Below are 24,733 nucleotides of genomic sequence, written 5' to 3' on the forward strand. Positions count from 1 at the left end.
CGGGCTCACAGGGCCGACCGTGCTCGCCTCCCTCGTTCCTCGGGAGGCTCCGCGCGCTCGGCCCTGTTCCCCCGGCCGCGCCCCTTCGGCTCACTCGCCAGGTCCTACGGGGAAAGGGGAACGCGACCGGCCCCCGGCGCACCGCCCCGGCGGGCAGTGGTCATCCCGCCACATCCGGCGGCGCCCCGCTGCGTAAGGTTGATCCATGAGCAGCGCAGCTTCCCGTCCTACCGCCGGCGCCTTCGACCGCGGACACACCGACGACCTCATGGCCTTCCTGACGGCCTCGCCCACGCCGTACCACGCGGTCGCGAGCGCCGCCGAGCGGCTGGAGAAGGCCGGCTTCCGGCAGGTCGAGGAGACCGCCGCCTGGGACGGGACGCACGGCGGGAAGTACGTGATCCGCGGCGGCGCGATCATCGCCTGGTACGTGCCGGAGGGCGCCGCCGCCCACACCCCGTACCGCATCGTCGGCGCCCACACCGACTCCCCCAACCTGCGCGTCAAGCCGCGGCCCGACATGGGCGCGCAGGGCTGGCGGCAGGTCGCCGTCGAGATCTACGGCGGCAGCCTCCTCAACACCTGGCTCGACCGCGACCTCGGCCTCGCCGGCCGCCTCACCCTCCGCGACGGCAGCCACCACCTCGTCAACGTCGACCGGCCGCTGCTGCGCGTCCCGCAGCTCGCCATCCACCTCGACCGTGGCGCGAACGACGGCCTCAAGCTGGAGCGCCAGCGCCACATGCAGCCCGTCTGGGGCATCGGCGACGTCCACGAGGGCGACCTGATCTCCTTCGTCGCCGCCGAGGCCGGCGTCGACGCCGAGGACGTCAGCGGCTGGGACCTGATGGTCCACGCCGTCGAGGCGCCCGCCTACCTCGGCCGCGACCGCGAGCTCCTGGCCGGCCCGCGCATGGACAACCTGATCTCCGTGCACGCCGCCACCGCCGCGCTCGCGTCCCTCGCGGGCCGCGACGACCTCCCGTACATCCCGGTCCTCGCCGCCTTCGACCACGAGGAGAACGGCTCCGAGGCCGACACCGGCGCCCAGGGCCCCCTCCTCGGCAACGTCCTGGAGCGTTCCGTCTACGCCCGGGGCGGCTCGTACGAGGACCGGGCGCGCGCCTTCGCCGGCACCGTCTGCCTGTCCTCCGACACCGGCCACGCCGTCCACCCCAACTACGCGGAGCGCCACGACCCGACGCACCACCCGCGCGTCAACGGCGGCCCCATCCTCAAGGTGAACGTCAACCAGCGGTACGCCACCGACGGCAGCGGCCGGGCGATCTTCGCCGCCGCCTGCGAGAAGGCCGGGGTGCCCTGGCAGTCGTTCGTCTCCAACAACGACATGCCCTGCGGCACGACGATCGGCCCGATCACCGCCGCCCGCCACGGCATCACCACCGTCGACATCGGCGTCGCGATCCTCTCCATGCACAGCGCCCGCGAACTCTGCGGGGCGGCCGACCCGTACCTCCTCGCGAACGCCCTGGTCGCCTTCCTGGAGGGCTGAGCACACCGGGAAGGCGACCAGGGCATCGCTCGTCAGCCGTCCATGCCCGCGAGGATCAGGGGGAGGCGGGCGATTCCGGTCGGCGTGATCTTCACCGGGACGCCCCAGTCCTGCTGGTGGACGTGGCAGGCCGGGTACTCGTTGGCGGGGTCGTCGTCGCAGGACGCGGCCATCGCCGAGACGTGCAGGACGCCCTCCGTGAGCTCCGGGTTCAGGTCGAGCTCCCGGAAGAGGTCCGTGCCCGTGCCCTCGCCGCCGAGCAGCAGCTCGGGCGGGGTCGAGGAGACCAGGAGCCGCGTCGAGGGGCCGTAGCGCTCGTCCAGCTTCTGGCCCGTGGGGGCCTGGAAGACGACGTCCAGGCGGAGGCGGCCGGGGGCGACCTCGGTGGCCTCGCGCTTGGTGCGGTGGGCGACCGCCTCGACCCGGACGGCCTCCTCGGGGAGCCGCAGCCGGGTCAGCCGGTGCCGGGCGGACTCGACGACCACGATGTCGCCGTCGACGAGGACCGCGTCGCTCGGCTCGCGCAGATCGGTGGCGAGCGTGGTGACCTCGCCGGTGGCCGGGTCGTAACGGCGCAGGGCGTGGTTGTACGTGTCGCTGACGGCGACCGAGCCGTCGGGCAGGGCCGTCACGCCCAGCGGGTGCTGGAACAGGGCCTGGCCCGCCGCACCGTCGCGGTGCCCGAAGTCGAAGAGACCGGTGCCGACGGCGGTGCGGACGACCCCCTCGGGGTCGATCCAGCGCAGGGAGCTGGTCTCGGAGTCGGCGATCCACAGCCGGTCGTCGGTGGCCGAGAGCCCCGAGGGCTGCGCGAACCAGGCCTCGGCGGCGGGCCCGTCGACGAGGCCTTCGTTGGTGGTGCCGGCGGCGACCTCCACGGTCCCGGCCTCGGGGTCGTACGTCCACAGCTGGTGGACGCCGGCCATGGCGATCCACACCTTGCCCTGCCACCAGGCCACGTCCCACGGCGAGGACAGGTCGACGTCGAGAGCGGGCCCGGAGGTCGGGGACCCCTGCCACCACTGCTTCCCGGTGCCGGCGACGAGCTCGATGGCGCCGCTCTCCGGATCGAACACGCGCAGGGCGTGGTTCACCGTGTCGGCGACGACGATCCTGCCGTCGGGCAACTGCGCGAGACCCTGCGGCTCCCGGAAGACACCGTCGCCGATCCGCCGCACGACGGTCTCGCCGTCGGCCGCGAGCTCGACGAGCTGGTGCCGGGTGGTGTCGGAGACGAGGAGGTTCCCGGAGGGCAGCAGGATCGCCTTGCCGGGGAACCGCAGGTCGGTCGCGACCGGCTCGGGCGCCACGTACGGCCCGTCCCCGCGCCGAAGGGTGCCCTTGGCCTCGTGCTCGGCCTCCAGCTCCTCGACGAGCGTCCGGATCGCGTTGGCGTGCCCCTCACCGGCGTGCTGGGCGACGACGTACCCCTCGGGGTCGATCACGACGAGCGTCGGCCAGGCGCGCACGGCGTACTGCTTCCAGGTCGCGAGCTCCGGGTCGTCCAGTACGGGGTGGTGCACCTCGTACCGCTCGACGGCGTCGACGACGGCCTGGTGCTCGGCCTCGTGCACGAACTTCGGCGAGTGCACCCCGACGATCACGAGCGTGTCCCGGTGCTTCTCCTCCAGCTCCCGGAGCTCGTCGAGCACGTGGAGGCAGTTGACGCAGCAGAAGGTCCAGAAATCGAGCAGAACGATCTTTCCTCGCAGGTCGGCGAGGGTCAGGTCGTCTCCTCCCGTGTTCAGCCAGCCACCCTTGCCGATCAGCTCGGGGGCGCGGACACGGGCACGGCGGGGCGGGGTCGCGGGCGTGGAGTCGTTCATGGGTCAAGGGTGCCGTACGGGTGGAAAGTAAGGGCCGGGTGGGGCGGGGATGCGTGTCCGGGGGTGGGGTCGGGGTGGGTGGTGGTCAGCATGGCGGGCATGGTGGAACGCTTGGTCAGATCATCAGACTTTTCCTGCCGACAGCTACGCGGTGGGCTTCTGGTGGTGCTGCTCGTTCTCCCCTGTCTGGCCCTGCCCGCCACCGCGGCCCGGGCCGGTGGCGTGGGGGACGAGGCCCTGCGGCTCACCGTGACCGTGAACGGGCGCGGGCAGACCGGGCTGCGACCGCCCGCTCTCCGGGCCGGCGGACCGGTCGTGAAGCGGTACCGGATCGTGAACCGCGGGGAGGCGCATCTGTACGGGGTGAAGGTCGTCGACCCCCAGGTCCCCTCCGGGTCCCTGCGCTGCCCCACCGAGCCGCTCGCCGCGCTCGGGGAGCTGGAGTGCGTCGCCAGGTTCCGCGCGGCGCCCGGGGCGCACCGCGGGACCGTCCGCGCGGAGGGCGCCGTCCCCTCGCTCGGGCGGCGGCTCACCGCGACCGCCCGCACCGGGTACACCGGGGTCGCCGCCGGCCTCACGCTCACCGAGCGGGTGACGTTCGGGGCCCCGGGGCGCGGCGGCGGGGCACCGGGGCGGGCGGCTCCCGCGGCCGCCGGGCGGGGCGCGGCCACCCTCACGTACACCGTGACCAATCGCGGCAACCGGCCCCTGCACGCGGTGCGGGTCGAGGACACCGCCCTCGGGCTGCGCGCCGGCGCCGTGGACTGCGCGGGGCGGCCCGGGACGGTTCCGCTGCTCGCCCCCGGCGCCTCCGCCCGCTGTACGGCCACCGTACGGCGGGCCCCGGGCACCCACCGGAGTACGGGGCTCGCCTCCGGGAGCGACCGGGTGACCACCTACGGGCCCGGCGGCGGACGCGTGGGGGCGCCGACGCTCGTCGCCCGGTCGTCCGCCGTCTTCACTGTGACGCCGCCGGTCGTACCCGTAGGGGCCGGGGGAGGTGGAGGCGGCGTACGGAATCCTGCGCTCGAGCCCGTAGGGGGGCGGGGTGGGGCGGCTGGGGACGGCGGCACCGTTGACGGTGGGGGTGGTGTTCCCGGGGCCGCTGGGGCTGCCGGGGCCGCTGGCGTTGCTGCCGGGGCCGCTGGGGCCGCCGTCTTACCGGAAGGCGTCGCCGGGTCGGGGGCCGGGGCCGACCCCCTTCCGGGTGCCGCCCCGCCTCCGGGTGCCGCCCCGCCTCCGGGTGCCGCTGCGGCTCCGGCCGCCGGGGTTCCTGGCCTCATGCCGCAGGGGCCTCCTCTCGATCCGCCCGATCCGCCCCGCGGCGACGTCGGCGTCGGTGGTGTCGGTGGCGCCGTCACCCCTCCCTCCGCCCGCCGCGCCGCCGCGCTCGACTCCGAGGGGTTCCTCGGGCGGGTGCGGCGGCGGGGGCGCGAGGCGAGCGAGCTGGGGGTCGCCACGACGCTCCTGCTGCTCCTGATCCCCGCGGCCGTCGCGGCCGCCCTCCTCGGCAACCGGAGAAGCTGACCGTGGTCCTGCTCGAAACGCTCGTCGTCGTCCTCGGTGTCGCGCTCGTCGCCGCCCTCGCCGTCGTCGCCAAGACCCGGCTCTTCCCGCTCGGCGAGGACGAGGAGCCGCGCGAGGACGTCGCCGAGTACATCGCCATGATGGTGTCGGTGCTCTACGCCGTCGTCCTCGGCCTCTGCCTGGTGTCCGTCTGGGACACCCGCTCCTCCGCCGCCGACCACGTACAGGACGAGGCGAGCGCCCTGCACCAGACGTATCTGCTCGCGGACGCGCTCCCCGCCGACCGGCGGCAGCCGCTGCGGGACGCGGCCCGGACGTACGCCGGTCATGTCGTGTCCGTCGAGTGGCCGGTGATGGCGGCGCGCGAACCGCTCGACCCGGCCGGCTGGCGGCTCCTCGAACAGGTGCGGCAGGCCGGCGAGGTGGGGGAGACCGCGAAGGTGCCCCACCAGATCGCCGCCCAGGAGGTCCTCGCCCAGCTCGGCTACGTCGACGACGCCAGACGCGGCCGGGAGGCGGCGGCGCAGGAGCGCCTCTCCCCCGTGCTGTGGACGGGCCTCATCATCGGCGGTGCGCTGACGCTGGCGTTCATGTTCCTGTTCGGGATCAGGCAGAGCACGACCCATGTGGTGATGGTGATGGGCCTGGCCGGCTTCATCGCCTTCACCGTGCTGCTCATCCATCAGCTCGACTCGCCGTTCGGCCCGGTGCTCGGGGCGACGCCGGACGCGTTCACCCGCTACTTCGGGTGAGAAGCACCGCTCGTACGGGCAGGCATACCGGCGTGAAATATCTCGTACGGGACAAGATCTTCGCGATCGGCGACGACTACTGGATCGAGGACGAGCAGGGCCGCCACGCCTTCCTCGTCGACGGCAAGGCGCTGCGGCTGCGCGACACCCTGGAACTGAAGGACCCCGACGGTCGGGTCCTGATCACGCTGCGGCAGAAGATGTTCAGCCTGCGGGACGCCATGACCATCGAGCGCGACGACCGGCCGCTCGCGTCGGTCCGCCGCAAGCGGCTCTCGCTGCTGCGCAACCACTTCCGGGTGACGCTCGTCGAGGGCACCGAACTCGACGTCAGCGGGCGGATCCTGGACCGGGAGTTCACCGTCGAGTACGAGGGTGAACTCCTGGCCCACGTCTCCCGCCAGTGGTTCCACGTCCGCGAGACGTACGCGGTGAACGTGGTCCGCGAGGACGCGGACGCCGCCCTGCTCGTCGCCGTGGCGGTGTGCGTGATCCGGATGGCCGAGCGCGAGCGGGGGGACGACTAGGTCGCCTTCCGCAGGGCTTGTTCCAGGTCCTCCCACAGGTCCTCGACGTGCTCGATGCCGACCGAGATCCGGACCGTGCCGGGGCCGATCCCGGCCGCCGCCAGGGCCGCCGCGTCGAGCTGGTGGTGCGAGGTGGAGGCCGGGTGCATCACCAGGGTCTTCACGTCGCCGAGGGAGACGCTGAGGGAGGCGAGCCGCACCGCCTCGACGAAGACGCGGCCCGCCTCCCGGCCGCCCGCCAGGTCGACGGAGACGACGCCGCCGCCCCCGCGGGGCAGCAGGCGTGCGGCGATCTCCCGGTCCGGGTGGCTCGCGAGCGCGGGGTGGCGGACGGCCTCGACCGCCGGGTGCGCGGCGAGCCGGGCCGAGAGGTCGGCGGCGCTCGCGCACTGCCGCTCCATGCGCAGGGACAGGGTCTGCATGCCGCGCAGGGTGAGCCAGGCGGCGAACGGGTCGGTGGACGCGCCCTGCTCGACGGCGTGGTGGCGGACGCGCCCGTACAGCTCCGGGTCCTTGAAGACGGCGACGCCGCCGAGGACGTCCGCGTGTCCGGCCAGGTACTTGGTGGCGGAGTGGACGACGATGTCGGCGCCGTGGTCGAGGGGCCGGCAGAGGAGCGGCGACGCGAAAGTGTTGTCGACGGCGACCGGGATCCCGGCCTCGGCGGCGACGGCGGCGAGCGCGGGCAGGTCGGAGACGCGGGTGGTCGGGTTGGCGATGGTCTCGAGGTAGAGGAGCCGGGTCGTGGGGCGCAGGGCCGCGCGCACCTCGTCCGGGTCGGTGCCGGAGACGTAGGTGACGTCGACGCCCCAGCGGGTGGCGAGGTCGGTGAGGACCGCGTACGTACCGCCGTACAGGCAGGACTGGGCGATGACGTGGTCGCCACTGGAGAGCAGACCGAGCAGGACGGCGTTGACGGCGCCCATGCCGGAGGCGAAGGAGAGGGCGGTGGTGCCCCCCTCCAGGCGGGCGACGGCGTCCTCCAGGGTGCGGACGGTGGGGTTGCCGAGGCGGCTGTAGAGGAAGGCGTCGCCGGAGGTGAAGGCGGTGGCGAGGGCGTCGGCCGAGTCGAAGGCGAAGACGTGGCCCTGGTGGAGGGGGACCCCGAGGGGCCGACTGCCCGTGATCTCGACGTGCGGCGGGTGGACGGCGAGGGTCTCGGCGCGGGGAGCCCTGACGGCGTGGGGCGCGGGGTCGTGGGGCGCGGCGGCGGGCGTGGAGTCGGCGTGGCTCATGGGATCAGTCTGTGGACGGGCCGTTTGCCTTCCCAGGTCCAATACCGGCAGATTGGTTCGGCAATGGAGCCAATCGACGCGTCCGTCACCGACCTGACCGCCCGGCTCGGCCGCTGGTCGGCCGGGCGCGGGCCGCTGTACCTGCTGCTCGCCGCGCGGCTGCGCCGTCTGATCGACGAGGCCGCGCTGCCGCCCGGCACCCTCCTGCCGCCCGACCGGCGGCTCGCGCAGGCCCTTTCCGTGGGCCGTACGACGGTGGTCGCCGCCTACGACACCCTGCGCCAGGAGGGTCGGCTCGTACGGCGGCAGGGCAGCGGGACCCGGGTCGCGCGCGCGGCGCTCGCTCCGGAGACGCCCCGGGTGACGGAGACGTCGAACCCGATGTTCCTGCACCTCCTGGAGGCGCCGGACGACGTGATCCTGCTGAGCTGCGCCGCGCCCACCCAGCCGCCGCCCGCGCTGGCGGAGGCGTACCGCACGCTCGTCCTGCCCGACGGCGACATCGGCTACCACCCGGCCGGGCTCGCGGTGCTGCGGACGGCGGTGGCGGGGCGGTACGCGGCGCGGGGGGTGCCGACCGAACCGGGGCAGATCCTGGTCACCACCGGTGCGCAGCAGGCGCTGTCGCTGCTCGCCCGGCTGCTCCTCGCGCCCGGGGACGGGGTGCTCGTGGAGGCGCCGACGTATCCGGGGGCGCTCGACCTGTTCCGGGAGACGGCCGCCGTTCCGCTGCCGGTGGCGGTGGGTCCCGACGGTCTCGACGTGACGGAGGCGGTACGGGTGATGGAGGATCACCGGCCTTCTCTGGCCTATGTGGTGGCGCGGTTCCATAACCCCACGGGGGCGGTCCTCCCGCCGCTCGCGGGGCGTCGGCTCGTGGAGGCGGCGAACGCGCTGGGGGTGCCGCTCATCGACGACGAGGTCCTCGGCGACCTGGCGTTCGACACCGATGGGACCGACGGGGCCGATGACACCGGCGGGTCCCCGGGACCGTCCCACCCCTCCCTCTCCTCGTACGGCGAGGTGATCGCCGTCGGCTCGCTCAGCAAGGTCGTGTGGGGCGGCCTGCGCATCGGCTGGGTGCGCGGTCCCGCACCCCTGGTCTCCCGGCTCGCCCGCCTGAAGGCCCTGCACGACCTGGGCTCCGACGTGGCGTCCCAGCTCGTCGCGGCCAGGCTCCTCGACGGGTTCGCGGCCGTACGGGACGCCCGGCTGCGCGATCTGCGCGCGGGTCACGCCCATCTCCGCGCGGAGCTGGCCCGGTTGCTCCCCTCCTGGTCCTGCGCCCCGGCGACCGGCGGCCAGACCCTCTGGGTGCGGCTTCCGCACGGCGACGGCGTCTCCTTCGCCCAACTCGCCCTCCGGCACGGTGTGGCCGTACTGCCGGGCGCGACGACCGACGCCCTCGGCGGCAGCGTGCGGCATCTGCGCCTGCCCTTCCTGCTGCCGCCGGAGGTGCTCACGGAGGCGGTGGTCAGACTGGCGGCGGCCTGGGCGGAGTACACGCCGGGCCCGGCACCCGAGCGGGCGTCCCTGCGGGGCATCACGCTCTGATCAGGCGCGGAAGATCCCACCTTGCGTCTCGGGCGTCACCACGGAAACATACGGTGCACCTGCAAAGTGATGATCTTTTTTTCATGGGGGCGCAGCGGCATGGGCTTTGACGAGGATTGGGCCGGAATACGGTCCGGCACGACGGCACAAGACCCGGTCGGTACGCGGCTGAACCAGCTCGACGGCGGCGGCGGTGGAGGTGGTGGCGGCGCCGCTCCGGGCGGCGCGCCGAACCTCGCCACCGCACCAGCAAAGAAGAAGGCCGCGGCGAACACCATCGAGAACGAGCTGGAGCCGGACACGGCGAAGGCCGCCAAGTGGGCCGACGCCGCCACGACCGCCGCCGTCGGCGGATTCGAGGGCTGGGCCACCGCCGCCGGTCTGAAGACCGTCGAGACCACCTGGGACAACCAGGTCAAGAACCTCCTCGCCCGGCTCGCCTCCGAGAAGACCGCCCTGCGCGGCGCCGCGCTCTCGTTCGGCCAGCAGGAGATCGACACCCGCGCCCGTATCGCGGGGGTCCGGCCGTCCTCGCGCATCGAGCAGTACTGAGAGGGCGGCGGACATGCTGACGTACTCCGAGATCATGACGACCGACCTGGGCAAGCTCTCCGCCACCGCCGACAAGTGGAACGAGATGGCGGCCGAACTGCACAAGGTCGAGGAGCGCTACCGCGACAGCGTGCAGTCGCTGACGACGGCGCAGACCTGGCTGGGCGAGAGCGCGACCGCCGCCCACACCAACTTCACGGCGACCCGCTACGAGTACCAGGCGGCCCAGACGCAGGCGAAGGCCACCGCGACGCTGCTGCGCAACGCCCACGAGCAGTTCACCGAGCTGAAGAAGCAGCTGGAGAACGCCCGCGCCGACGCCGTCAAGGCCGGGATGAAGGTGTCCGAGCAGGGCAGGGTCGCCTACGACTACGAGCGGCTCTCGCCGGCCGAGCGCAGCGCGCTGCACCACGACCCGGACGGCGCCAAGAGCGTCCGGGACGCCGAGGCCGCCTGGACCGAGCACCTGGCCGGCTGTGTGAAGGCCTTCGACCTCGCCGACCAGGACCTGAAGAAGGACCTGGAGGCCGTCGTCAAGGACGGCTACGGCAACAAGAACGACGAGACGCTCGGCACCGGGTTCAACGGTGACGCGGGCAAGGTCTCCGCGGCCGACGACAAGGCCAAGGACGACCGGATGAACCTCGCCTGGCTGAAGATGAAGGACAACGAGACGCTCGACGACTACGTCGCGCGGCTCCAGCGCGACGGCATCGCCAAGCTCACCGGCAACGAGAAACTGGCCGACCTGGTGGCCGGGTTCACCAAGGGCACCATCACGGCGGGCGCGTTCGCGGGCGCCCTGACGTCGGCCGGCCTCTACTCGTACAAGCTGTCCAAGGCGATCCGGCCGCCGTTCGTCCATCCGACCGCGCCCGGCACCTTCCTGTCCAAGCACTTCAACATGCGGCTGGCGGGGGCGGCTCCCGGCAGCCTGCTCAGCAAGGTGCCGCCGGGTCTCGCGACCGCGCTGACCGGCTCCGACGAGGCCGCCATGCTCGGCGGGTTCATGCGCAACGGCGCCTTCTTCATGCCGACCGCCGCCGAGGCCAACCTCGTGAAGGTCGCGCAGAACGGCGGACTCGCCAACGCCGCCAAGGCCGCGGGATGGATCCGCGGCGCCGGTGTCGTCGGCGGTGTGGCGGCCACCGCGTACGGCGTGGCCAACCTCGCCACGTACAACACGGACATGATCAAGGCCGACCCGGCGAAGTTCGCCTCGGACCTCACCGGGACGGCCTTCAGCGCCTCGATGACGGCGCTGACCGTGGCCCCGAACCCGGTCACCCTCGGGCTCGCCGTCGGCACCGGCGTGGCCTACGGTGCCGCGCTGATCTGGGACAACCACGAGGCCATCGGGAAGGGTCTGGAGGAGGCGGGCGACTGGATCGGCGACAAGGCCTCCGACGTGGGGTCCGGGATCGCGGACGGTGCGAAGAAGCTGGGCAGTGCGCTGAACCCGTTCGACTGACCCCGGGGCCGTGGCCGCGCCCGTGACCGTGACCGTAAAGGAATCCGTTCATGCACACCAACGTCACCCCGTTCGAGCTCCAGGCGTGGAAGGAGGGGAACCGGCACGACTACCGCGCGGGCTGGAGAGGCGTCTCGCCGGAGTTCGGCGAGATCGTCCTGACCTGCCCCATGACCCGGACCACGCCCGAGTCGATCGTCTCGGAGGTGCGCGGCGGGCTGCTCCCGACCACCTCGTACGAGTCGCGCGGGATGCACGCCGAGGGCCTCAAGCTGCCGACCCTGAACCGGTCCACGCTGAGGGTCGGCGACCGGATGGTGTACGTGGACCGGAACCGTTTCGGCGCCACCCTCGAACAGCGCGCCCTGACGATGCGGTACGCGGGCGACCACTACCGGCTCGCGGCCCTCGACAAGTACGGCTACGTCCTGACCCGCCAGGCCGACGACGAGGACCCCGGGGTCACGATCACCGTGCGCGAGTCCGGGCGCGGCAAGAACCGCAGGCTGTCCGTCCAGGTCTCCGGGCGCGCCGAGGGCGGGGACCTGGCCCTCGCCCTGATCTTCGCGGGCGTCGACCGCTCCGTCCTGACACGGGTCGGCGCGGTGAAGGCGGGCCTCTCCCGCGCGACCCACTTCTGGACCGAGTCCCAGTACTAGGGCGTGACTTGACACCCCCCGGCCCCACCGGCCCCCCGGCCCTAACCGACCTACATGAGTGAGCGAGACATGCCTTCCTTCGACGTGACCCGATCCCGTTTCCGGCTGAACGACGACGAGGTCTTCGTCCTCGCCCAGCTGGCGACCGGTCAGCCGGTCCCGGAGTCCATGGCGCCCGCCGCGGCGCGGCTGCGGGACTGCGGGCTCACGAACGGGGCGGGGGAGCTGTCCGCGCTCCTGCTGCCCCTGATGCAGACCCTCGTGCAGCCTGCCGTGATCGTCTCCCTGGAGGCGGGCGGCCGGCAGGGCACGCTGCACCACGGGGTGCTCATCGGCGCGGACCACGTCGTCTGCCACGAGACCTGGCCCGGCCAGGAGGAGGCCGAGTACCGGCTCGTCGAACCGCGGACCGTGGTGTGGACGCTCGCCGACCTGATCGGGCTGCGCCGGTCCGGTGCGGCGGAGGCGGGCGGCGAGGTGGTCGAGACGACCGTGGGCGTCCTGGAGGCGGGGCTCGCGGCCCTGGAGAAGGCCGCGTCGACCCCCGGCGCGGACGAGCGCGTCCAGGTCGCCGAGGCGCTGCGCGCGGCCGGGGCGGCGGACGGTACCGCCGTGCGGCTCGCGGAGCTGATCGTGGAGGTGCGCTCCAACTGGCGCATGACCGCGGCCTGGCAGGGCCGTCAGGACGGGGTGCAGGGCGTGACGGCCCGCGCGGTCGCCGCCTGGGACTGCGGTCCGCTCGGCTACTGGCTGCGGGAGCTGCCCGCCGAGCCGATGGCGGAGGGCGGGGCGAGCGCGGGCAGCCCGTTCCGGCTGCGCCACGTCGCCCCGAAGGACATCTGGCAGGAGCTGACGGGCCTCCTCCCGGACGAGGGCGAACTGGTCCGGGAGCCGGCACCGGCGCCTTCGCAGGGGTGAGGCGCCTCGCGAGGGTGAGGTCCGGCAGGGCCGGCGCAGGGGTGAGGCCCGGCGGGGCCGGGTGCTCAGGCCCGCTTCGGCGCCGCGATCCCGAGCACCCGGTCCTTCAGGGCCGGGAACTGCTCGCGGGTCGTGGTGACCTTCGCCGGGTCGAGGACGACTCGCAGGACCTCCTCGTCGGGGCCCGCCTCCGCGAGGACCTCGCCCCACGGGTCGACGACGACCGAGTACCCGGCCTGCTCGACGCCGGCGTGCGTGCCCGCCGTACCGCAGGCGAGGACGTACGCCTGGTTCTCGACGGCGCGGGCCCGCGCGAGCAGGCTCCAGTGGGCGCGGCGGCGGGCCGGCCAGCCGGCCGGGACGACGAACGCCTGGGCGCCCGCGTCCACGAGCCCGCGGAAGAGCTCGGGGAAGCGCAGGTCGTAACAGGTGCCGACGCCGAGGGTGAGGTGCGGCAGGTCGACGGTCACCAGGTCCTCGCCCGCGGCCATCATCACCGCCTCGCCCTTGTCGAAGCCGAAGCGGTGGATCTTGCGGTAGGAGGCGGCGAGTTCGCCGTCGGGGGAGAGGACGAGCGAGGTGTTGTAGAGGGCGCCGCCCTCGGCCTCGACGAAGGAGCCGGCGTGCAGCCAGACCCCGGCGTCGCGCGCGGCGGCGGCCATCGCCCGGTGCGTGGGGCCGTTCAGCGGCTCCGACTCGGCGGCGAAGGACTCGTACGCGAAGGCCCCCATGGGCCACAGTTCGGGCAGGACGACGAGGTCGGCGCGGCCGGATTCCGCCCGTACGAGACGGGCCACGCGGGCGCGCCGGGCGTCGACCGGTTCGTCCGGGTCTACCGCGATCTGGATCAGCGAGGCGCGCACACTACCACCGTCCTGGCATTCGAGCCGTCAACACAGGCCTACGATCGTCACACGAAAGCACTGCCGGGGTGCCTCCGGGCAGCGTAACTTAGCGTCCGAGCCTCCCACCCAGTCGTGTTTTCAGCCCGCGCACCGAAGAACCGCCGAGGGGTCCCGTGACCGTCCATCCCAGCCTCCAGAACTACGCCGACGCCTGGACCCATTCCATCGAGGCGATAGCCGAGCTGGTGCAGCCGCTCGTGGAGGGCGAGTGGAACCGGCCGACGCCGTGCATCGGCTGGTCGGTGCGGGACATCGTGTCCCATGTGATCGGCATGGAGACGGAGATGCTCGGCGATCCCCGGCCGATCCACTCCCTGCCGCGCGATCTGTACCACGTACGCAGTGACTTCGCGCGCTACATGGAGGTCCAGGTCGATGTGCGGCGCCACCACACCGCGCCGGAGATGACCTCCGAGCTGGAGTACATCCTCATCCGCCGGGCCCGGCAGCTCCGCAACGAGAACCGCTCCCCCGAGCATCTGATCCGCGCCCCCCTCGGCGCCGAGCAGTCCCTGGAACTGGCCTACCGGATGCGCGCCTTCGACGTGTGGGTGCACGAGCAGGACCTGCGGGCCGCGCTCGGTGTGCCGGGCAACCTGGACTCGGCGGGCGCGCACGTGACGCGGGACGTGCTCCTGGAGGCGCTGCCGAAGGTGGTCGCCAAGGACGCGGGGGCGCCGCCCTCCTCGGCGGTCGTCCTCGACGTGAGCGGTCCCGTGGAGTTCCTGCGGACGGTACGGGTCGACGCGGAGGGCCGCGGTTCGATCGACGGCGCGCCGTCGCTGGGCCCCGCGGTGACGCTCGCGACGGACTGGGAGACGTTCGTGCGGCTCGCCTGCGGCCGGGTCCGGCCGGCCGATGTGGCCGACCGGGTCAAGACGGAGGGCGACGAGGGGCTCGCGGCGGCGATCCTCGACAACTTCGCGGTGACGCCCCGCTAGGGCCTGTCGTCTGGGCGAGCCCGCATGATCCAAACGACACTCCCCAGGCCCTACACGGGGACGTGCACGGCCTCCACGCGGCTGGCGACGAGCCGTTCCCGCTCCCTGCGGTGGGTGCGGGCCTTGAGGCGCAGGATCTGCACGACGCCGATCGCCTCCAGGACGAAGACGGACGAGAACGCGATCCGGTAGTCGTCACCGGTCGCGTCGAGCAGGACTCCGACGGCGAGCAGCGTCGTCATCGAGGCGGTGAAACCGCCCATGTTGACGATGCCGGAGGCGGTCCCCTGACGCTCCGGCGGGTTCGCCGGACGGGCGAAGTCGAAGCCGATCATCGAAGCAGGACCGCAGGCGCCGAGGACCAGGCAGAGCGTGACGAGCAGCCACATCGGGGCGTGGTCGCCGGGGTACGCGAGGGTGGCCGCCCACAGCAGGGCGGTGGCCGCGACCGTACCGAGGGCGAGCGGGGCGCGGGCCGCGTGGTGACGGGCGATGATCTGCCCGTAGGCGAGGCCGACGACCATGTTCGACAGGACGACCAGGGTGAGCAGACCCCCGGCGGTCGACCGGGAGAGACCCTGCGCCTCCACGAGGTACGGCAGTCCCCAGAGCAGCAGGAAGACCATCGCGGGGAACTGGGTGGTGAAGTGCACCCACATGCCGAGCCGGGTGCCGGGCTCCCGCCAGGACTCGACGATCTGGCGGCGGACGAAGGCCGCGCCCGCGTGGGTGGCGGGCTGGGGCTCGTACCCCTCGGGGTGGTCCTTGAGGAAGAGCAGCAGCAGGACGAGGACGACGACGCCCGCGAGGGAGCTGCCGACGAAGGTGGTCGTCCAGCCGAGGCCGTGCAGGGCACGGGCGATGACGACGGTGGAGACGAGGTTGCCGGCGACGCCGAAGAGCGCGGCGACCTGGCCGATGAGCGGGCCGCGGCGGGCGGGGAACCAGCGGCTGCCGAGCCGCAGGACGCTGATGAAGGTCATGGCGTCGCCGCAGCCCAGGAGCGCGCGGGCGGCCAGTGCCGTGCCGTACGAGGGGGAGAGCGCGAAGCCCAGCTGGCCGATGGTGAACAGGACGACGCCGAGGACGAGGACCTTCTTGGTGCCCAGCCGGTCGACCATGAGGCCGACGGGTATCTGCATGCCCGCGTAGACGAGCAGCTGGAGGATGGAGAAGGTGGAGAGCGCCGAGGCGTTGATGTCGAAGCGGTCGGCGGCGTCGAGTCCGGCGACGCCGAGGGACGTGCGGAAGATGACGGCGACGAAGTAGACGGCGACGCCGACGCCCCAGACGAGGGCGGCGCGGCGGCCGCCGGGCGGGTCGCCGGGGAGGGTGACGGCGGAGCCGTGGGACCGGCTCACCGGTCCTCCCCCCGGACCAGGACCTTGACCCAGGTGAGGTGCTGGCGGACGCAGTGCGCGGCGCCCTCCACGTCCCCGGCCTTGATCCGGTCGAGGATCTCGGCGTGCTCGGTGATGTTCTTGGCGACGCGGTCCGGCTGGGACTGCATCACGGCGACGCCCATGCGCAGCTGGCGGTCGCGGAGCTGGTCGTAGAGGCGGGAGAGGATCTGGTTCCCGGCGTGGCGGACGATCTCGGCGTGGAAGCAGCGGTCGGTGACGGCGACCTCGGCGAGGTCACCGGCCTCGGCGCGCTGCTTCTGCTCCTCCAGGAGTTCTTCGAGCCGCTCGACGAGCGAGGCGGGGGCGGGCACGGCCCGGCGGACGGCGAACTCCTCGACGAGCAGCCGGGTCTCGACGACGTCGGCGATCTCCTGGGCGGAGACGGCGAGGACGAGGGCGCCCTTCTTGGGGTAGAGCTTCAGCAGCCCTTCCATCTCCAGCTTGAGCAGCGCCTCGCGGACGGGCGTCCGGGACACCCCCACGGCGAGGGCGAGTTCGCCTTCGGTGAGGAGGGTGCCTCCCTCGTAGCGCCGGTCGAGTACGGCCTGCTTGACGTGCATGTAGACACGGTCGGCTGCGGCGGGCGGCTTGACGGGGGCTGCTGGCATGCGCACAGCATAGATACAACAGAGGTGCAACAAACAGGCCCGTCCGCATCGCGGACGGGCCTGTTTCACGTGAAACGGTCTCAAGGGGGACTGTTTCACGTGAAACGGTCACACGGGGGTGTCACGCCCAGGTGATGAGCCGCTTCGGCTGCTCCAGGATCGCGGCGACGTCCGCCAGGAACTTGGAGCCGAGCTCGCCGTCGACCAGTCGGTGGTCGAAGGAGAGGGCCAGCGTGGTGACCTGACGCGGCTTCACCTTGCCCTTGTGCACCCACGGCATGAGCTTGATCGCACCGACCGCGAGGATCGCGGACTCGCCGGGGTTGAGGATGGGCGTACCGGTGTCGACGCCGAAGACGCCCACGTTGGTGATGGTGAAGGTGCCGCCCTGCATCGCGGCCGGGGTCGTCTTCCCCTCGCGGGCGGTGGAGACCAGCTCGCTCAGGGACGCCGAGAGCTCGGGCAGGGTCTGCGCGTGCGCGTCCTTGATGTTCGGCACGAGCAGACCGCGCGGGGTGGCCGCGGCGATGCCCAGGTTCACGTAGTGCTTGAGGACGATCTCCTGCGCCGCCTCGTCCCAGGCCGCGTTGATCTCCGGGTTGCGCCGGACCGCGACCAGGACGGCCTTGGCGATGAGGAGGAGCGGGTTGACCCGCAGCCCCGCCATGTCCTTGCCGGCCTTGAGCTCCTCGACCAGCTTCATCGTGCGCGTGATGTCGAAGGTCACGAACTCGGTGACGTGCGGAGCGGTGAAGGCCGAACCGACCATCGCCGCCGCCGTGGCCTTCCGTACGCCCTTGACGGGCACACGGGTCTCCCTGGCCTCCCGGCCCTCGGCCGACAGGGCGGGCGCGGGCGCCGCGGCCTGGGCCGGAGCCGCAGCCGGGGCCGGAGCCGCCACGGGCGTCGGGGCCGGGGCCTCGACGGCCGGCGCGGGCGCCGGAGCGGCCGCCGCGTGGACGTCCTCACGGGTGATGACGCCGTCCGGGCCGGTCGGGGTGACCGTCGCCAGGTCGACGCCGAGGTCCTTCGCGAGCTTCCGGACCGGCGGCTTGGCCAGCGGCCGTCCGGCGGCCGGCCCGTGCCCGTTGAGCTGCTCCGGTACGGAGACGGCGACGGGCACCACGGCTGCGACGGCGGGAACCGCGGCCGCCGGGACCGTGCCCGCCGGCGCCTTGCGCGCACGGCGCTTGGTGGAGCTGGCGGCCACCCCGTAGCCGACGAGGACGGGCTGGCGGCCCTTCGGCTCCTCGTCCTCCTGGACCGGCACGGGCGCGGGTACGGGTGCGGCTGCCGGAGCGGCCTCGGCCACCGTGGCGGCCGGAGCCGCGGAGGCCTCCGGGGCCGCGCCGCCGACGTTCACCGAGATGATGACCTGGCCGACGTCGACCGTCGTCCCCTCGGGGAAGCACAGCTCGTGGACGGTGCCGTCGAAGGGGATCGGCAGCTCGACCGCGGCCTTGGCCGTCTCCACCTCGCACACGACCTGCCCGTCGGTGACCGTGTCACCGGGCTGGACGTACCACTTGAGGATCTCGGCCTCGGTCAGGCCTTCGCCCACATCGGGCATCTTGAATTCGTGGATCGTCACGGTGCTCTCCTCAGTACGCCAGCGAGCGGTCGACGGCGTCGAGCACGCGATCGAGACCCGGCAGGTACTCCTCCTCCAGGCGCGCCGGCGGGTACGGCGCGTGGTAGCCGCCGACCCGCAGGACGGGGGCCTCCAGGTGGTAGAAGCAGCGCTCGGTGATCCGGGCGGCGATCTCCGCGCCGGAGCCGAAGAAGACGGGCGCCTCGTGGACCACGACCAGGCGGCGGGTCTTCTCGACCGAGGCCTGGATGGTGTCGAAGTCGAGCGGCGAGATGGAGCGCAGGTCCACGACCTCGACCGACTTGCCCTCCTCGGCGGCGACGGCGGCCGCCTCCAGGCAGGTCTTCACCATCGGGCCGTAGGCGGCGAGGGTGAGGTCCGTGCCCTCACGGGCGACACGGGCCTTGTGCAGCTCGCCGGGGAAGGCCTCGGTGTCGACCTCTCCCTTGTCCCAGTAGCGGCGCTTGGGCTCGAAGAAGATGACCGGGTCGTCGCTCTGGATCGCCTGCTGGAGCATCCAGTAGGCGTCGGAGGAGTTCGCCGGGGTGACGACCTTGAGGCCCGCGACGTGCGCGAAGAGCGACTCGGGGGACTCGGAGTGGTGCTCGACCGCACCGATGCCGCCGCCGTACGGGATGCGGATGACGACCGGCATCTTCACCGTGCCGAGCGAACGGGCCCGCATCTTCGCCAGCTGGGTGACGATCTGGTCGTACGCCGGGAAGACGAAGCCGTCGAACTGGATCTCCACGACCGGCCGGTAGCCGCGCAGGGCGAGGCCGATCGCGGTGCCGACGATGCCGGACTCGGCGAGCGGGGTGTCGACGACACGGTCCTCGCCGAAGTCCTTCTGCAGGCCGTCGGTGATCCGGAAGACACCGCCGAGCTTGCCGACGTCCAGGCCCATGATGACGACCTTGGGGTCGGTCTCCAGGGCCTTGCGCAGCGACTCGTTGAGCGCCTTCGCGAGAGGAAGATTCTGAACAGCCATGATTACTCGCCCTCTCCGGCCGCGAAGGACGCCTGGTAGGCGGCGAACTGCGCGCGCTCCTCGTCGACGAGCGCGTGCCCGTCCGCGTACGTGTGGTCGAAGATCGCCATGTGCTCCGGTACGGGCATGGCGCGGACGACCTCGCGGACGTTCTTGCCGAGCGCCTCGCTCTCCGCTTCCAGCGCCTCGAAGAAGGCCGCGTCGGCGTGGCCCTCGTTCTCCAGGTACGCCTTCAGACGCAGGATCGGGTCCTTCGCCTCCCACTCCGCGCGCTCCGCGTCGCGGCGGTAGCGGGTCGGGTCGTCGGAGGTGGTGTGGGCGGCCATGCGGTACGTGAACGCCTCGATGAGCGTCGGGCCCTCGCCACGGCGGGCACGCTCCAGGGCCGAACGGGTCACGGCCAGACAGGCCAGGACGTCGTTGCCGTCGACCCGGACGCCGGGGAAGCCGAAACCGGCGGCGCGCTGGTAGAGCGGGACGCGCGTCTGCTTCTCGATGGGCTCGGAAATGGCCCACTGGTTGTTCTGGCAGAAGAACACGACGGGGGCGTTGTAGACCGCGGAGAAGACGAACGACTCGTTGACGTCACCCTGGCTGGACGCGCCGTCACCGAAGTACGCGAGCACGGCGGAATCCGCGCCGTCCTTGGCGATACCCATGGCATAGCCGGTGGCGTGCAGGGTCTGCGAACCGAGAACGATCGTGTACAGGTGGAAATTGTTGCTGCTGGGATCCCAGCCACCGTGGTTCACACCGCGGAACATTCCCAGCAGATTCGTCGGGTCGACTCCCCGGACCCACGCGACACCGTGTTCGCGATAGGTGGGAAAGACGTAGTCGTCGTCCCGCAGGGCCCGGCCGGAACCGATCTGGGCCGCCTCCTGGCCGAGCAGCGAGGCCCACAGGCCCAGCTCGCCCTGGCGCTGCAGCGAGGTCGCCTCGGCGTCGAAGCGACGCGTGAGGACCATGTCGCGGTAGAGACCGCGCAGCTCCTCGGCGCTCAGGTCGATGTCGTAGTCGGGGTGCTGGACGCGCTCTCCCTCGGGCGTCAGCAGCTGGACCAGCTCGGGCTCCGTGGCTTCCGCCCCGGCGCGCGTGCTCGTCTTCTTGGTGGTGCTCGTGCTGGCGCTAGCGGTGCGCTTGGTGCCGCTGCTGCGTCGCGTCGTCTTGCGCGCGGCAGTGCTCTCCACGGTCACGTGCGTGCTCCTCCGTCGGTCCGGCCCCCGGGTTCGCCGGGCAAGGCCAGTGCGGCTCTCCGCCTTATCCGTACCCTTCGCACGGGGTGGGTGCGACGCGGCCGGGGTCGGGCGTGACAGGTGCCCCGGCGAGCGCCCTGTCATAGGCACGTTACCCACAGCGTGGCATTACCGCGAAACCCCACTTGACCTGCGATTTTGCTTGGATTTCCAAGTAAATCGAGAAAAGCGGGAACAGCGGCTGGTCAGCGCGTCGGCAACGGCCGAGAGGGCCACCGGAACATCCGGCACGTTATCCCGCGCACCCCGGGCACGGGAAGAGCCAATATGTGAGACTGACCGCGTGCGCGAAGAAGGAAAAATCCGGGTATTTCTGCTGGACGACCATGAAGTGGTCCGGCGCGGCGTCCACGAGCTGCTCTCCGTGGAGGACGACATCGAGGTGGTCGGCGAGGCCGGGACGGCGGCGGACGCGCTGGTCAGGATCCCCGCGACCCGCCCGGACGTCGCGGTGCTCGACGTCCGGCTGCCGGACGGCAGCGGAGTCGAGGTGTGCCGCGAGATCCGTTCGCGGGACGAGGACATCAAGTGTCTGATGTTGACCTCGTACGCCGACGACGAGGCGCTCTTCGACGCGATCATGGCCGGGGCCTCGGGTTACGTCCTCAAGGCCATCCGCGGCAACGAACTCCTGAACGCCGTACGGGACGTGGCGGCCGGCAAGTCGCTGCTCGACCCGGTGGCCACCGCCCGGGTCCTGGAGCGGCTGCGCGACGGCAACAACCCGAAGCGTGACGACAAGCTCGCCAACCTGACGGAGCAGGAACGCAAGATCCTGGACCTGATCGGCGAGGGCCTCACCAACCGGGTCATCGGCGAGCGGCTCCACCTCGCGGAGAAGACCATCAAGAACTACGTCTCCAGCCTGCTGTCGAAGCTGGGCATGGAACGGCGCTCGCAGGCCGCGGCGTACGTGGCCCGGCTCCAGGCCGAGCGCCACTGACGGCCCCGGAAGCCCGGCACGGGCCCGTACCTCACCGAGGTGCGGGCCCGCATCGCACTGAGATGCGGGTCGTCTCTTCACCCGTACGGGGCAGCCGGGCCCCCGGGGCCGCATTCGGGACCTACGTCCTTCCGAAGGCGGGGCGGGGGCCCCTTTCCCGACACCGGCCGGTGGCGGAGAGTGGATGCCATGTCCACCGACGAGATCCGCGCCCTCGAGCTGCTGCACCGCGTCTCCTACGGCCGGGTGGCGACGAGCATGCGGGCGATGCCGTTCGTCGCCCCCGCCCGGCACATCGTGGTCGACGGCCGCGTCCTGCTCCGGATGCACCAGGGGCTCGGCTACCACCGCGCCTGCAGCGGCAGTGTCGTCGCGTACGGCGCGGACAACTTCAACTCCGGCTCCGAGCACCTCTGGTCCGTGCAGTTCACCGGCACCGCCGAGATCGTCGAGCCGACCGAGGGGGAACTCGCGGCCTTCGGTCCCGAACCCGAGGTCGTGGACGGCGAGCCCTTCGCCCCGGTCTACATGCGGATCGAACCGCAGTTCGTGACGGTGCACGCGCTCGACTACGCGAGCGAGACCCCGGCGACCCGTCCCGCCGCCCGTTCCGTGCGGCGACACCTCCACCACGTAGCGTGATCTAACATCTGGCGGGTGCCGCGCTCATCTGAAACGCTCGCCCCGCCGGCCGCCCGGCTCCCCGGCGTCCCACCCGCGCGCCCCGGTGCCACCCCACCCGCCCGACCCGGCATCCCACCCGCCCGGCCGGACGCCGGCCCCGCCGTCCGGCCCACCGCCACCCCCGGTCGGCCCACCGCCCCAGCGCCCGGCGGGGCCCCCCGCGCCACACCCGCCCCGCCCGTCGGCGCCCTGCTCCGCCGACACCGGCACGCCGGGGAACCCCTGGCTTGCGTGCCCGTCGCCGAGGGGCTGCTCAACCGGGGCTTCCGCCTCTCCACCACCCGCGGCACCTACTTCCTCAAGCAGCACCTCGACGCCCCCACCGCCGACCGCGCCACCATCGCCCGCCAGCACCGCGCCACCCAGCGGCTGCACGCCCTCGGCCTGCCCGTCGCCCCGCCCCTGCCCGACGCCACCGGCCGCACGGTCGCCGTCATCGACGGCCACTGCTACGCCCTGCACCCCTGGATCGACGGCCGCCACCGCGACGGCACCCAGCTCTCCACCGGCTGCTCCCGGCGCCTCGGCACCCTCCTCGGCCAGGTCCACACCGCCCTGGACCGGGTGATGGAGCCCCCGGAGCACCCGGGGCCCGACGGAACGTGCGGGGCCGACGACGGCGGCCGGGCGAGCGCCGACCTCCAGGACACCTTCCTGGCCATCGACGAACTGATCCGTCTCGCCCGCGCGCACCGCCCCCACGACAGCTTCGACGCGCTCGCCGAGCACCGGCTCAGGGAGCGGCGCAGGCTCCTGGCCCAGCACGCCCACCACCGGCCGCCGCCCGCCGCGGCCGCCGGCTGGGTGCATGGCGACTTCCACCCCCTGAACCTGCTCTACCGGGGCGCGGAGCCCGCCGCGATCGTCGACTGGGACCGGCTCGGGGTTCGCCCCAGGGCCGAGGAGGCCGTCAGGGCAGCCGCCATCTTCTTCGTACGGCCGGGCGGCGAACTGGCCCTGGAGAAGGTGCGGGCGTACGCGCGCGCGTACCGGCGGGCGACGGGCGCCGACCGCGCCGAGCTGGCGGCGGCGGCGCACCGGGTGTGGTGGGAGCGGCTCAACGACTTCTGGACGCTGCGCTGGCGCTACCAGTTGCACGACCGAAGGGCCGACCCGCAGTTTCCCGCGGTGTCGGCCCTGGCGGTCTGGTGGACCCGTGAGTACGACGCGGTACGCGACGCGTTCACGGGGTGAGTCCGGGCGGTGAGGCTCCGCCCGTACCGGTCATTCGGTCCCGTTGTCGTCGCCCGTCGGAGGCGGGTCCTCGTTGCCGCCGTCGCTGGGGCCGGTCGAGGTGCCGGTCGACGGCTCGCCCGTCGGCTCGGTCGGCGGCGTGGTCGTCTTCGTCGGCTCGCCCGTGGGGTCGGTGGGCGGCGCGGTCGTCGTCGTCGGCTCGCCCGTGGGCTCGGTGGGCGGCGGGGTCGTGGTCGGCGGTGCCGTCGTCACCGGCGGCGGGGTGGTGGTCCACGTCTGGTCGCCGGTCCACGTGCCGGGGTCCGTCGAGGGCTGCTCGGACGGCTCCTCCGAAGGAGTCGGCTCCTCGGAGGCCTTCGAGGGGGTGTTGCTGACGGTCGGCTTGTCGACGCCCGTCTTCTTGCCGTTGTCGCCCGCCTTGTCGAGGGCGAAGAAGACGCCGGCGACGACCGCGATCACCGCGAGCGCGGCGAACAGCCACACCTTGCCCCGGCCACCGCCGCCACTGCCACCGCCCTGCGGGCCGTAGCCACCGCCGCCGCCCGTACCGCCGCCGTCGTATCCGCCGTACCCGCCGTCGTCCGGGTTCATCGGCGGCAGGATCGGGCCCTGCGCGGTCTCGCCGTGCATGGGGTGGCCCATGGCGGTCGTCGCGGCCACGCCGCCGACCGGGGTGTGCCCGCCCTCGTGCATCACGACCGGGCCGGTGTTCCACGTGCCGGTGTGGCCGCCCTGCTGCTGGAGCATCTGCAGGCCGTACTGGATGAGGGCGCGCATCTCCTCCGCGCTCTGGAACCGGTCGTCCGGGTCCTTCGCGAGCGAGCGCATCACCAGACCGTCCAGCTCCGGCGGCACGGAGTGCGTGACGTCGGACGGCGGGACCGGTACGTCCTGGACGTGCTGGTACACGACGGACAGCGGGGTCTCACCGGTGAACGGGGGCCGCAGCGCGAGCAGTTCGTAGAGGAGGCAGCCCGTCGCGTACAGGTCGGAGCGGTGGTCGACGGCCTTGCCGAGCGCCTGCTCGGGGGACAGGTACTGGGGCGTGCCCATGACCATGCCGGTCTGCGTCATCGTCGACTGCGCGCCGTGCAGGGCGCGGGCGATGCCGAAGTCCATGACCTTCACGGCGCCGCCGTGGGTGATGATCACGTTGGCCGGCTTGATGTCGCGGTGCACGATGCCGTGCTGGTGCGAATAGGCCAGCGCCTCCAGGACTCCGGAGACGATGATGAGGGCCTGCTCGGGACCCGGGGCCTCCGCGCTGAGCAGCAGGTCGCGGATGGTGCGGCCCTCGACCAGCTCCATCACGATGTACGGCACGGGGCGGCCGGCCACCAGGTCCTCGCCGGAGTCGTACACGGCGACGATCGCGTGGTGGTTGAGACCGGCGACGGACTGCGCCTCGCGGGTGAAGCGCGCCTTGGACACCGGGTCCTCGGCGAGATCGGCGCGGAGCAGCTTGACGGCGACCGTGCGCCCGAGGCGTACGTCCTCGGCGGCGAAGACCTCCGCCATGCCGCCGCGGCCCAGACGGTGCGTCAGCCGGTAGCGGCCGTCGCCGACGACGCCGCCGACGCCCCAGGACTCCGCTGACGCGTCCGGCACACCGCCACCTGATCCGGATTCGGGTGCCATCAGTCCTCGCCGTCGTCTGTCGTGCCGTGTCCAGTCGTCACGCTA

Annotated in this window: 22 protein-coding genes; 13 read left to right on the forward strand and 9 right to left on the reverse strand. The window is 72.7% G+C overall.

Annotation, left to right across the window (positions count from 1 at the left end):
• Nucleotides 1-205 precede the first annotated feature (205 nt).
• Nucleotides 206-1,513, forward strand: a complete 1,308-nt coding sequence (locus IO20_RS0129890) for a M18 family aminopeptidase (RefSeq protein ID WP_030555773.1) — start codon at nucleotides 206-208, stop codon at nucleotides 1,511-1,513.
• A gap of 32 nt (nucleotides 1,514-1,545) precedes the next feature.
• Here the strand turns inward: IO20_RS0129890 and IO20_RS0129895 are convergent, their stop codons facing one another.
• Nucleotides 1,546-3,339 carry an NHL domain-containing thioredoxin family protein gene (locus IO20_RS0129895; RefSeq protein ID WP_030555771.1) on the reverse strand — a complete coding sequence of 598 codons (1,794 nt, stop codon included), beginning with the start codon at nucleotides 3,337-3,339 and terminating at the stop codon, nucleotides 1,546-1,548.
• Nucleotides 3,340-3,501: 162 nt separating this feature from the next.
• On the opposite strand from IO20_RS0129895, the gene IO20_RS0129900 reads away from it, so the two are divergent.
• From IO20_RS0129900 to IO20_RS0129910, 3 genes are read left to right on the forward strand one after another with little or no spacing between them, the layout of a single operon-like run.
• On the forward strand, nucleotides 3,502-4,866 hold the full coding sequence (locus tag IO20_RS0129900; protein ID WP_030555769.1) for a DUF7507 domain-containing protein: 1,365 nt from the start codon (nucleotides 3,502-3,504) through the stop codon (nucleotides 4,864-4,866).
• Nucleotides 4,867-4,868: 2 nt separating this feature from the next.
• Complete coding sequence (locus tag IO20_RS0129905; RefSeq protein WP_037636597.1) at nucleotides 4,869-5,618, forward strand: bestrophin-like domain; 750 nt, start codon at nucleotides 4,869-4,871, stop codon at nucleotides 5,616-5,618.
• A gap of 32 nt (nucleotides 5,619-5,650) precedes the next feature.
• Nucleotides 5,651-6,145 (forward strand): LURP-one-related/scramblase family protein, encoded by a 495-nt coding sequence (locus IO20_RS0129910; RefSeq protein ID WP_030555765.1) that lies wholly within the window; start codon nucleotides 5,651-5,653, stop codon nucleotides 6,143-6,145.
• On the opposite strand, the gene IO20_RS0129915 is transcribed toward IO20_RS0129910, so the two are convergent.
• A complete protein-coding gene (locus tag IO20_RS0129915; RefSeq protein ID WP_030555763.1) occupies nucleotides 6,142-7,380 on the reverse strand; it encodes a trans-sulfuration enzyme family protein in 1,239 nt (412 codons plus the stop codon). The genes IO20_RS0129910 and IO20_RS0129915 overlap by 4 nt on opposite strands.
• A gap of 63 nt (nucleotides 7,381-7,443) precedes the next feature.
• Here IO20_RS0129915 and IO20_RS0129920 point away from each other — a divergent pair, with 63 nt between their 5' ends.
• The 5 genes from IO20_RS0129920 (at nucleotide 7,444) to IO20_RS40450 (ending at nucleotide 12,534) form a co-directional block, all read left to right on the forward strand.
• On the forward strand, nucleotides 7,444-8,934 hold the full coding sequence (locus tag IO20_RS0129920) for an aminotransferase-like domain-containing protein (RefSeq protein WP_030555761.1): 1,491 nt from the start codon (nucleotides 7,444-7,446) through the stop codon (nucleotides 8,932-8,934).
• 99 nt (nucleotides 8,935-9,033) lie between these two features.
• Nucleotides 9,034-9,486, forward strand: a complete 453-nt coding sequence (locus IO20_RS0129925) for a hypothetical protein (protein WP_030555759.1) — start codon at nucleotides 9,034-9,036, stop codon at nucleotides 9,484-9,486.
• 13 nt (nucleotides 9,487-9,499) lie between these two features.
• Complete coding sequence (locus IO20_RS0129930) at nucleotides 9,500-10,957, forward strand: hypothetical protein (protein ID WP_030555757.1); 1,458 nt, start codon at nucleotides 9,500-9,502, stop codon at nucleotides 10,955-10,957.
• Between the two features lie 50 nt (nucleotides 10,958-11,007).
• The gene (locus IO20_RS0129935) at nucleotides 11,008-11,616 is read left to right on the forward strand and encodes a hypothetical protein (RefSeq protein WP_030555755.1); all 609 of its coding nucleotides are present in this window, start codon (nucleotides 11,008-11,010) and stop codon (nucleotides 11,614-11,616) included.
• A gap of 54 nt (nucleotides 11,617-11,670) precedes the next feature.
• Nucleotides 11,671-12,534 (forward strand): histidine kinase, encoded by an 864-nt coding sequence (locus tag IO20_RS40450; RefSeq protein WP_157850827.1) that lies wholly within the window; start codon nucleotides 11,671-11,673, stop codon nucleotides 12,532-12,534.
• Nucleotides 12,535-12,599: 65 nt separating this feature from the next.
• On the opposite strand, the gene IO20_RS0129945 is transcribed toward IO20_RS40450, so the two are convergent.
• Nucleotides 12,600-13,397, reverse strand: coding sequence for a carbon-nitrogen family hydrolase (locus IO20_RS0129945; protein WP_030555751.1), 798 nt, complete (start codon nucleotides 13,395-13,397; stop codon nucleotides 12,600-12,602).
• 155 nt (nucleotides 13,398-13,552) lie between these two features.
• On the opposite strand from IO20_RS0129945, the gene IO20_RS0129950 reads away from it, so the two are divergent.
• Nucleotides 13,553-14,380 carry a maleylpyruvate isomerase family mycothiol-dependent enzyme gene (locus IO20_RS0129950; protein WP_030555749.1) on the forward strand — a complete coding sequence of 276 codons (828 nt, stop codon included), beginning with the start codon at nucleotides 13,553-13,555 and terminating at the stop codon, nucleotides 14,378-14,380.
• Between the two features lie 50 nt (nucleotides 14,381-14,430).
• On the opposite strand, the gene IO20_RS0129955 is transcribed toward IO20_RS0129950, so the two are convergent.
• From IO20_RS0129955 to pdhA, 5 genes are all read right to left on the reverse strand, one after another.
• Nucleotides 14,431-15,741, reverse strand: coding sequence for an MFS transporter (locus IO20_RS0129955; RefSeq protein ID WP_030555747.1), 1,311 nt, complete (start codon nucleotides 15,739-15,741; stop codon nucleotides 14,431-14,433).
• Nucleotides 15,738-16,391: a GntR family transcriptional regulator gene (locus tag IO20_RS0129960; RefSeq protein ID WP_030555746.1), complete on the reverse strand. Its 654-nt coding sequence runs from the start codon at nucleotides 16,389-16,391 to the stop codon at nucleotides 15,738-15,740. The genes IO20_RS0129955 and IO20_RS0129960 overlap by 4 nt, the downstream gene beginning before the upstream one ends.
• 121 nt (nucleotides 16,392-16,512) lie before the next feature.
• Nucleotides 16,513-17,961, reverse strand: coding sequence for a dihydrolipoamide acetyltransferase family protein (locus IO20_RS0129965; RefSeq protein ID WP_051874911.1), 1,449 nt, complete (start codon nucleotides 17,959-17,961; stop codon nucleotides 16,513-16,515).
• Nucleotides 17,962-17,992: 31 nt separating this feature from the next.
• Nucleotides 17,993-18,973 carry an alpha-ketoacid dehydrogenase subunit beta gene (locus tag IO20_RS0129970; RefSeq protein WP_030555741.1) on the reverse strand — a complete coding sequence of 327 codons (981 nt, stop codon included), beginning with the start codon at nucleotides 18,971-18,973 and terminating at the stop codon, nucleotides 17,993-17,995.
• Between the two features lie 2 nt (nucleotides 18,974-18,975).
• Nucleotides 18,976-20,169, reverse strand: coding sequence for a pyruvate dehydrogenase (acetyl-transferring) E1 component subunit alpha (gene pdhA, locus IO20_RS0129975; protein ID WP_030210270.1), 1,194 nt, complete (start codon nucleotides 20,167-20,169; stop codon nucleotides 18,976-18,978).
• A 343-nt stretch (nucleotides 20,170-20,512) separates the two neighbouring features.
• On the opposite strand from pdhA, the gene IO20_RS0129980 reads away from it, so the two are divergent.
• From IO20_RS0129980 to IO20_RS0129990, 3 genes are all read left to right on the forward strand, one after another.
• Nucleotides 20,513-21,172 (forward strand): response regulator, encoded by a 660-nt coding sequence (locus IO20_RS0129980; protein WP_030555738.1) that lies wholly within the window; start codon nucleotides 20,513-20,515, stop codon nucleotides 21,170-21,172.
• Between the two features lie 189 nt (nucleotides 21,173-21,361).
• Nucleotides 21,362-21,814: a pyridoxamine 5'-phosphate oxidase family protein gene (locus IO20_RS0129985; protein WP_030555736.1), complete on the forward strand. Its 453-nt coding sequence runs from the start codon at nucleotides 21,362-21,364 to the stop codon at nucleotides 21,812-21,814.
• 231 nt (nucleotides 21,815-22,045) lie between these two features.
• Nucleotides 22,046-23,050 (forward strand): phosphotransferase, encoded by a 1,005-nt coding sequence (locus IO20_RS0129990; protein ID WP_037636609.1) that lies wholly within the window; start codon nucleotides 22,046-22,048, stop codon nucleotides 23,048-23,050.
• Nucleotides 23,051-23,080: 30 nt separating this feature from the next.
• Here IO20_RS0129990 and IO20_RS0129995 read toward each other — a convergent pair whose 3' ends face one another.
• Nucleotides 23,081-24,688 (reverse strand): protein kinase domain-containing protein, encoded by a 1,608-nt coding sequence (locus IO20_RS0129995; protein ID WP_037636603.1) that lies wholly within the window; start codon nucleotides 24,686-24,688, stop codon nucleotides 23,081-23,083.
• Nucleotides 24,689-24,733: the final 45 nt, after the last annotated feature.

This window comes from Streptomyces exfoliatus, from assembly GCF_000725545.1.
GTDB lineage: Bacteria > Actinomycetota > Actinomycetes > Streptomycetales > Streptomycetaceae > Streptomyces > Streptomyces exfoliatus.